The organism is Brooklawnia sp. (assembly GCF_049651565.1).
Taxonomy (GTDB): domain Bacteria; phylum Actinomycetota; class Actinomycetes; order Propionibacteriales; family Propionibacteriaceae; genus Brooklawnia.
The window spans coordinates 1-7,555 of sequence record NZ_JBASCI010000050.1 but is presented as its reverse complement, the minus strand read 5'-3'; the positions used below and the strand labels follow the sequence as shown (position 1 = coordinate 7,555).

8 protein-coding genes are annotated in these 7,555 nt (G+C 69.6%); 3 read left to right on the top strand and 5 right to left on the bottom strand.

Annotated features, from left to right (window positions below; all coding sequences use genetic code 11):
- A partial coding sequence (gene murJ / locus WBL05_RS02505) for a murein biosynthesis integral membrane protein MurJ (RefSeq protein WP_424223518.1) occupies nt 1–1,894 on the top strand: 1,894 nt, incomplete at its 5' end.
- On the opposite strand, the gene WBL05_RS02500 is transcribed toward murJ, so the two are convergent.
- The 5 genes from WBL05_RS02500 to WBL05_RS02480 all read right to left on the bottom strand — a co-directional run bounded on the left by WBL05_RS02500 (nt 1,830) and on the right by WBL05_RS02480 (nt 6,515).
- A complete protein-coding gene (locus tag WBL05_RS02500) occupies nt 1,830–2,963 on the bottom strand; it encodes a DUF4272 domain-containing protein (protein WP_424223516.1) in 1,134 nt (377 codons plus the stop codon). The genes murJ and WBL05_RS02500 overlap by 65 nt on opposite strands.
- A gap of 26 nt (nt 2,964–2,989) precedes the next feature.
- On the bottom strand, nt 2,990–3,886 hold the full coding sequence (rarD, locus tag WBL05_RS02495) for an EamA family transporter RarD (protein WP_424223515.1): 897 nt from the start codon (nt 3,884–3,886) through the stop codon (nt 2,990–2,992).
- A 66-nt stretch (nt 3,887–3,952) separates the two neighbouring features.
- Nucleotides 3,953–4,798 (bottom strand): ammonia-dependent NAD(+) synthetase, encoded by an 846-nt coding sequence (gene nadE / locus WBL05_RS02490; protein WP_424223514.1) that lies wholly within the window; start codon nt 4,796–4,798, stop codon nt 3,953–3,955.
- 78 nt (nt 4,799–4,876) lie between these two features.
- Nucleotides 4,877–5,728: a cytochrome c biogenesis CcdA family protein gene (locus tag WBL05_RS02485; RefSeq protein ID WP_424223512.1), complete on the bottom strand. Its 852-nt coding sequence runs from the start codon at nt 5,726–5,728 to the stop codon at nt 4,877–4,879.
- 10 nt (nt 5,729–5,738) lie between these two features.
- The gene (locus WBL05_RS02480; RefSeq protein WP_424223510.1) at nt 5,739–6,515 is read right to left on the bottom strand and encodes a DsbA family protein; all 777 of its coding nucleotides are present in this window, start codon (nt 6,513–6,515) and stop codon (nt 5,739–5,741) included.
- Between the two features lie 88 nt (nt 6,516–6,603).
- Here WBL05_RS02480 and WBL05_RS02475 point away from each other — a divergent pair, with 88 nt between their 5' ends.
- Both WBL05_RS02475 and hepT read left to right on the top strand, forming a co-directional pair.
- Nucleotides 6,604–7,011: a hypothetical protein gene (locus tag WBL05_RS02475; protein WP_424223509.1), complete on the top strand. Its 408-nt coding sequence runs from the start codon at nt 6,604–6,606 to the stop codon at nt 7,009–7,011.
- Complete coding sequence (hepT, locus tag WBL05_RS02470) at nt 7,008–7,445, top strand: type VII toxin-antitoxin system HepT family RNase toxin (RefSeq protein ID WP_424223507.1); 438 nt, start codon at nt 7,008–7,010, stop codon at nt 7,443–7,445. Before WBL05_RS02475 ends, hepT begins: the two co-directional genes overlap by 4 nt.
- Nucleotides 7,446–7,555 lie beyond the last annotated feature (110 nt).

The window sequence follows — 7,555 nt, the reverse complement described above, 5'->3', positions numbered from 1 at the left end:
GTCCGCCGAAGACGCCGCAGCCCCGCACCCGCCTCGAGCCCGCCGTGGCTGGCACCGGCCGCGTCGCGCCCAGCCGCCGGAGTACGAGGCGTACCCCACCGAGGACTTCGAGGCGCAGATCGAGACCCGGCTGATCCAGGCGGTCTCCGACCCCAGGTACGCGTCCGAGCCGGTAACCCCCGCACCCCAGGTCGACGAGCCGGAGCCGGAGTCGCTGGTCGACAGCATCGACCGCGAGGACCGCAAGAACCTGGGCCGCAACTCGGCCCTGATGGCGTCCGGCACCCTGGTCAGCCGGGTGCTCGGCATGGTGAACGCCTCGCTGCAGACCGCGGTGCTGGGCACGCTGGTCGTCGGGGACGCGTTCAAGGCCGCCAACACCCTGCCCAACTTCATCCTGGTGCTGCTGTCCGGCGGCATCCTGAACGCGGTGCTGATCCCGCAGATCACCAAGGCGATGAAACGCCCCGACGGTGGCCGGGAGTTCGTCGACCGGTTGGTTACTGCGGCGTTCGTCCTGATCGTGGCGATCACGGTGCTGGTCACCGCGGGCGCGGCGGTGCTGATGCGGGTGTTCACCTCGCTGACCGGGGACGGTCTGCAACTGGCGATCTCCTTCGCCTACATCTGCCTGCCGCAGGTGCTGTTCTACGGCGTCTTCGCGGTGCTCGGCAACATCCTCAACGCGTTCGGCCGGTTCGGTGCCTACGGCTGGGCGCCGGTGGCCAACAACGTGGTGGCGATCACCGGCCTGGTGGTCTTCCTCGTCCTGTGGGGGCAGCAGCCGTACCCGCAGACCTGGACGGCGACGATGATCTGGGTGCTGGCCGGCAGTGCGACCCTGGGCATCGCGGTGCAGTCGGCCATCCTGGTGCCGGCGCTGCGCCGAACCGGGTTTCGCTGGCGCTTCCGGTGGGGGCTGCGCGGCCACGGCTTCGGGGCGCTCGGACGCTTCGCCAGCCTCACCTTCCTGGCGCTGCTGATCGCCCAGGGTGGCGGGCTGCTGATCATGAAGGTGGCCACCCACATCCGCGACCAGGCGGCCGCCGGCGACGGCTCGATCGCCAGCTACATCAGCTACCAGAACGCCCTCAGCATCTTCCAGATGCCCTACTCGCTGCTGGCGGTCTCGCTGCTCACCGCGCTGTTCCCGCAGATCGCCCGGGCCTGGCAGCGCCGCGACGACCCCGACGTCGGCATGACCGACATGCAGGAGCTGATGCGGCGCGGGCTGACCCTGCCCGCCCTGGGCATCATCCCGGCCAGCGCGGCGCTGATCGCCCTGGCGGTGCCGGCGATCCGGGTGGTCTACTTCAGTCTGGACGCCGAGCAGGCCGTCGCCACCGCTATGTTGTTGGCGGTGATGTGCGCGTCAATGATGGGTTACACCATCGTCACGCTGCAGCAGCAGTACTGCTTCGCCTCCGAGCAGGGGGTGACGAACCTGTGGATGCAGTGCCTGGTCACCGGCGTGCAGGTGGGCTTCACGCTGCTGGCCTACCTGGTGCCGCTCGAGTTGGGCATGCTGGTCATCGTTGCGGGCATGTTCGTGGGCAACTGGCTGCTGGCCATCGTGTTCGTGCTGTATGCGCGGCGCCAGATCGGCAGCTACGGGTTGGGTACGGTGGCGCTGCTCTACATCAGGCTCGGCATCGCCGCGGCGATCGCCGGGCTGGCCGCCTGGCTGACCTCGACGATCATTCTGGGGCAGCGCGGCCCGGAGTCGGGGATGGGTCGGCCGGAGATCTGGGGCTGGCAGTTCGGTGCCGGGGTGGCCGGCGGGGTCTTGTTTGTCGCCATCTTCCTGGTGATCGCCAGGCTGCTGCGGATCACCGAGCTCTTCGACGTGGTAAACCCCATCTTGAGGCGGTTGCGGTTGCCGCAGGTGCGCTGACCGGGGCCGGCGCGGGAGCCTCTTCGGGCGGAGTGCGCCAGAAGTTGCGGTCGTGCCCGCCGGCTTCGTCCCAGGCCAGGCCGGGGTTCAGCAGCCAGCTCAAGGCGGCCAGCCGCTCCGCCGCCACCACCGGGTGGGTCTCGGGGATCACCGGGTGCTGCCCGCGCCGGGCCGCGTCCAGCGCCCAGACCAGCGACATCAGGCACTCGTACTCGTTCAACAACTCGGGCTCGGTACGCACTTCGAGATCCTGCAGGAACTCCTGCTCGCCGCCGGTCAGGACGATCCGCTCGACCCGCTCGATCGAGCACGGGCTGGTCGGCCAGCCGAACCTGATCCGCGAGATCGCCCACAGCAGTTCCTGGGCGGCCTCGATGCGGGGGATGAGCCGGCGGGCGAGCCTGGCGTCCTGGTTGTCGAGCAGTTCGCGCTCGGCGGGAGACAGCGCGGCGAACGCGCGCGGGAAGACGCCGGCCAGCGCACCCGGGTCGACCGGTGCGCCGGCCTCGACCGACCTGGCGACGTCGGCGGTGAGCACCAGGGCGAGGATACGCAGGCCGACCTGCTCGGCGTGGCGGACCAGCACTTCACTGCTGCTGCGTACCGGTGCCAGTTCGGCCGGTACGCTGACCTGCCGTTCGGACGCCAGCCAGCCACGGATCTCGGCCGCCCGGTCGGCCGCCTCCGGTGTGATCGGCACCTCGCCGGTGGCTGCGCCGTGCGTCCCGGCGAGCAGCGGGCGGCCCAGCCCGTCGAGCAGGGCGCCGTCCACCAGCAGGATGGCGTTGGCGTCGGCCGCCCAGTCGGTCAACCGGGTCAGCTGCAATGGCTCAGTTTCGTCGAGTTCGAAGCGGTACCAGCGTTGGGTGTCGGTGACGTGCCGCAGCAGGGCGTGCGCCCGCAGCGTCCAGGCCTCGGCGGTGCTGTCGCGGACGTAGTCGGCCAGGGCGGCGAGGTGGTCGGTCAGTTCGGGGTCCGGGCCGGACGGGCCTCGCGATGAGCGGGCCTCAACGCCGGTGAAGTTGTGCGGGCGGTACTCGTGCCTGGTCGAGTAGGCGGAGATCAGCATGGGTTTCAGACTAGGTGGGACGCGGGTCAGCGGGAAGCAGCAGCACCGGCGCGGCCGGCCCGCAGCGCGTCGATGATGAAGATGATCACCGCCACCCAGATGATCGCGAACCCGATCCACCGTTCCAGCGGCATCTGCTCGCCGATCACCAGCCAGCCGATCAGGAACTGACCGATCGGGGCGATGTACTGCAGGATGCCCAGGGTGCTCAGCGGGATCCGGATCGCCGCGGCGGCGAAGAGCATCAGCGGGATGGCGCTGAGCGGCCCGGCGAGGCTAATCAGCAGCATGTACCCGCTGCCCAACGGGACGGTGCTCAACCCGGAGGCCCCGAGCCAGATCAGGTAGGCCAGTGCGAACGGGGTGGCGGCGGCGGTTTCGATGGTCAGCCCGGGCAGCGGCGGGACGACCGCCCCGACCTTCTTCTTGACCAGGCCGTAGACGCCGAAGGTGGTGGCCAGGCCCAGCGCCACCCACGGCACCTGGCCGTAGCCGACGATCAGCACCACGACCGCGATGGTGCTGATGCCGAATGCCAGCCATTGCAGCCGCCGCATCCGCTCGCCCAGCAGCACCACCCCGAACGCGGCGCTGACCAGCGGGTTTATGAAGTAGCCGAGGGAGGCGTCGAGGGCGTACCCGTTGTTGACCCCCCACACGTACAGCGTCCAGTTGAACGAGACCAGCAGCCCGGCGATCGCCAGCACGCCCACCGAGCGACGGTGTTTGCCGAGCCGGGCCAACTGCTGCCAATCGCGGGTCACCGCGATCACGATCAGGCAGAAGACCAGCGCCAGGACGATCCGGTAGGCGACGATCTCGAAGGCTCCCGAGCGGATCAGCAGCTGGAAGTAGAGCGGGAACATGCCCCATATCAGGTAGGCAAGGAACCCGTACCCCACGCCTCGACGGTCAGCAGCCACGCTGGGCATCATCTCACCGACGCCTGCCCGCGGCCAACGCGGCCAACGCGGCCAGCGCAGCGGGCGTCACCGGTTGCGGGCAGCCTCCCAGCGGGCCGGGCTGAGCGGCATCGCCCGCTTGTGACCGGTTCGCCGGTACCAACCGAGGATCGTGGCCTCGTCGGCGGGGTCGATGTCGCCGCCCTCCAGGTACTCGTCGACGACGGTGTAGCGCACGCCGAGCGCCACCTCGTCGGGGATCATCGGGCGGTCGTCCTCGAGATCAGCGGTCGGCACCTTCGAGATCAGCTGGTCGGGGATGCCGAGGTGGCGTCCGATGTCGCGGACCCGCCGCTTGGGCAGACCGAACAGCGGGACCACGTCGGCGCCGCCATCGCCGTACTTGGTGAAGAAGCCGACCGCGGCCTCGGCGGCCTGGTCGGTGCCCACCACCAGCAGGTTCCGGGTGCCGGCCACCGCGTACTGGGCGATCATCCGTTGCCGGGCCTTGACGTTGCCCTTCACATAGTCGTCGGTGGCCTCGTCGATCCTGACCCCGGCCACCACGCAGGCGTCCCACAGCCCGTCGGTGCCGGCCTGAATGTTGACGGTGTACTCCTCGTCGGGTGCGATCGCCTCCAGCGCGGCCAGTGCGTCCGCCTCGTCACGCTGGACGCCGTAGGGCAGCCGCAGCGCGACGAAGGTGGCGTCCCCGCCGGCCGCCCGGACCCGCTCGCAGGCCAGCTGGGCGAGCCGGCCGCCGACGGTGGAGTCGACCCCGCCGGAGATGCCGAGCACCAGGCCGCGAGTGCCGGTGGCCTGCAGGTACTCGGCGAGGAAGCTGACCCGGCGCTCGGCCTCGCGGGCAGCGTCGAAGTCCTGGACCACCTCGAGCGCCTCGATGATCTGGCGCTGCATTTCCTTGTCCGTCATGGCTGGGGCCGCCTCCCTCGCGAACCGAACTGGCTGTGGCCAGTCAACACTAGTTGCAGGTACCCGATGCCGCGCTGATCAAGCGGCACGGTCTTCGTCTGCCGGTTCACGATTGACCAGCAGCACCACCGCCACCACGACCAGCAGGGCACCGAAGACGAACCAGACGTTGCCGACCGTCCCGGCGGCGGCCAGCGCGCCGGTCTCGAGTTCGAACTGGGTGCCGACGTCGAGCCAGCCGGCCAGCCGGGCGGTGCCGTCGGTGGCCAGCAGCAGCACCCCGACCGCCACGGTCAGCACGCCGGAGACGATCGTGATCCAGGAGTTGCGCCAAGTCAGGCGGCCGACCCTGACCTCGACGGTGCGCGGCCGCAGCCAGGCCATCGCCGGGGCGCCGAGGCGTCCCCACAGCACCGCCAGCACCACCAGTGGCAGGCACATGCCCAGCGCATAGCACGCCATCAACGCCGCCCCGTACAGCGGGGCGGCCAGTCCGGCCACCAGCAGCACCGAGCCCAGGATGGGGCCGGCGCACACCCCGGCCACCGCGTAGACCGTGCCGAGCAGGAAGGTGGACGCGATGCTGGTGCGGTCGACTGCGTGCCGGGTGGACGCCACAGCCGGGCGTCCCGGCAGCGGGATGCTGACGCCGAGCAGCAGTAGCACACCGGCGACGATGATCAGCGCGCCCACGACGTTGATCATCACCTGCCGGTTGGCGGTGATCAGGCCGCCCAGCACTGACGCGAAGACGCCGAGGGGCACCAGGCTGGCCACCAGGCCGAGGTAGAAGACCGCGGTCCGGGCCAGGATCTGCCGGACGCTGCCGAACGCGTAGGCGATGAAGGCCGGCAGCAGCATCACCGAGCATGGCGACAGCAGCGACAGCAGTCCGCCCACCGTCGCCCCGGCCAACCCGATGTCGATCATGTGCGTGCGATCAGCGGATGATGCCGGCCTGGTCGAGTTCCTGGTTGATGGCCTGCTCGAAGACCGCAATCGGCTGGGCGCCGACCACCGGGGTGTCGCCGACCAGGAACGCCGGCACGCTGGACAGCCCGAGCTGGCGTCCCTCGGTGTAGTCGGCCTGCACTGCGGCCAGCAGCTCCGGATCGTCCAGGTCGGCGGTGAACTGCTCGATGTCGGGTACGCCGACCAGTTCGGCGAAGTTGATCAGCCGTTCCCGCGGCAGGTCGGGGTGGCCGCCCTCGACCACGCCGTTGGCCGAGACCGCCGACATGAACTCGAAGAACTTGCCCTGGTTGCCGGCGGCCCGGCCGGCGACCGCGGCGTCCACCGAGTGCTGCCCGAACAGCGGCATGTCGCGGAACTCGTAGCGCAGCAGCCCGCGGTCGACGTAGTCGGTGACGATGCTTGGCAGGGTCTGCTGCTCGAACAGCGAGCAGAACGGGCAGCGGTAGTCGGCGTAGGCGACCATCACCACCGGCGCGTCCACCGCGCCGATGGCGGTCGGGTCGCCGTCGATCCGGCGGGACAGGTCGATGCCAAGACCCTGCTGGGCCGCGGAGTCGGACGGCTGGTCGGGCTGCGCGCTGGCGGTGACGGTGACCGTCGGCTGTGGGCCGGCGGTATCGACGGTGGCGCCGATCGCGAGGTTGGCGCCCAGCATGACCGCCGCTCCGACGGCCACGCCGGCGGCGAAGGTGCGGTTGCGGCGGGCTTTGGTGAACTTGGTGGCGTCGGCTGGTTGAGTCACGTCAGACATCCTGTGCGCTGGGTTCACCCGCGCGTCGGCGGGTCGGTCGGCGGTGCCGCCCACCTTAGTCCGCCCCTACCATGGGCACATGATCACGGTCCATGGACAGTTGGCAGCCCTGAATGCGGCCGTCGAGTCCGGGGCGCTGGAATCGCTCTGTCGTGAGCGCTCGGTGGATCTGCTCGTGCTGTTCGGCAGTGCACTGGAGGCGATCGCCCCGGGGGATATCGACCTGGGCGTCGCGTTCACCCATGGATCTGATGGTGACCTGCTCACCTTCCTGGATGCACTGGCCCAAGTCGTTCCGGGTGATCACTTCGATGTGATGGATCTGGACCGAGCCGGCCCGGTTGCCCGGCATCGGGCGCTGACCCGTTGTCGCGTCCTGTTCGCCAGCACCCCCGCCGCCTTCTACGAGCGGCAGATCTTCGCGATCAACCACTACATCGAGACCAGGCCGTTGCGTGAGGCACTGGTCAGGAAGTTGTCATCATGAGCGTGGACACTGACATCGTGGTGCGCCGGCTCACTGCGATGCGTCGGCTGCTGGATCACCTGGACTCCCTGCAAGTCGCCTCGGCCGAGGATCTTCTTGATCTTGGCGTGAGGCTGCAGGTCGAACGGGTTCTGACCCAGTTGGTCAACCTCGCTGCCGAGATCAACGCACACGTTGCATCGGCGAGCGGCCTGCCTCCGGAGGATTATCGGCAGGGGTTCGACCGAATGCGCGAGGAGGGCTTCATCACCGCTGAGTTGGCGGACGAACTCAAGCCCTCGGTCGGGTTGCGCAACATCCTCACCCATGAATACGTCGAGATAAACCTTGGGCAGGTTGCGGCTTCGGTGCCTCGGGCGCTGGACGGGTACGCCCAGTACGTGCGGCAGGTGGCGACGGCGCTGCGCGGAGCCACCGGTCGGGTCGGCGGCTGAGCTGCGCGGCCGGGGGCCCCGGATGGTTCAGGCCCCGGGTTCGGCGTCCTTCGACTGCTTCCGGGATCGCACCCGGGCGGCGTGGTCGGGTGCCACCTGCTGGCGGACCT

Bases quoted from the DNA above. Each gene is read 5' to 3' on its own strand.
- WBL05_RS02500 (WP_424223516.1), bottom strand. From the start codon at position 2,963: ATGCTGATCTCCGCCTACTCGACCAGGCACGAGTACCGCCCGCACAAC.
- nadE (WP_424223514.1), bottom strand. From the start codon at position 4,798: ATGACGGACAAGGAAATGCAGCGCCAGATCATCGAGGCGCTCGAGGTG.
- WBL05_RS02485 (WP_424223512.1), bottom strand. From the start codon at position 5,728: ATGATCGACATCGGGTTGGCCGGGGCGACGGTGGGCGGACTGCTGTCG.
- WBL05_RS02475 (WP_424223509.1), top strand. From the start codon at position 6,604: ATGATCACGGTCCATGGACAGTTGGCAGCCCTGAATGCGGCCGTCGAG.
- hepT (WP_424223507.1), top strand. From the start codon at position 7,008: ATGAGCGTGGACACTGACATCGTGGTGCGCCGGCTCACTGCGATGCGT.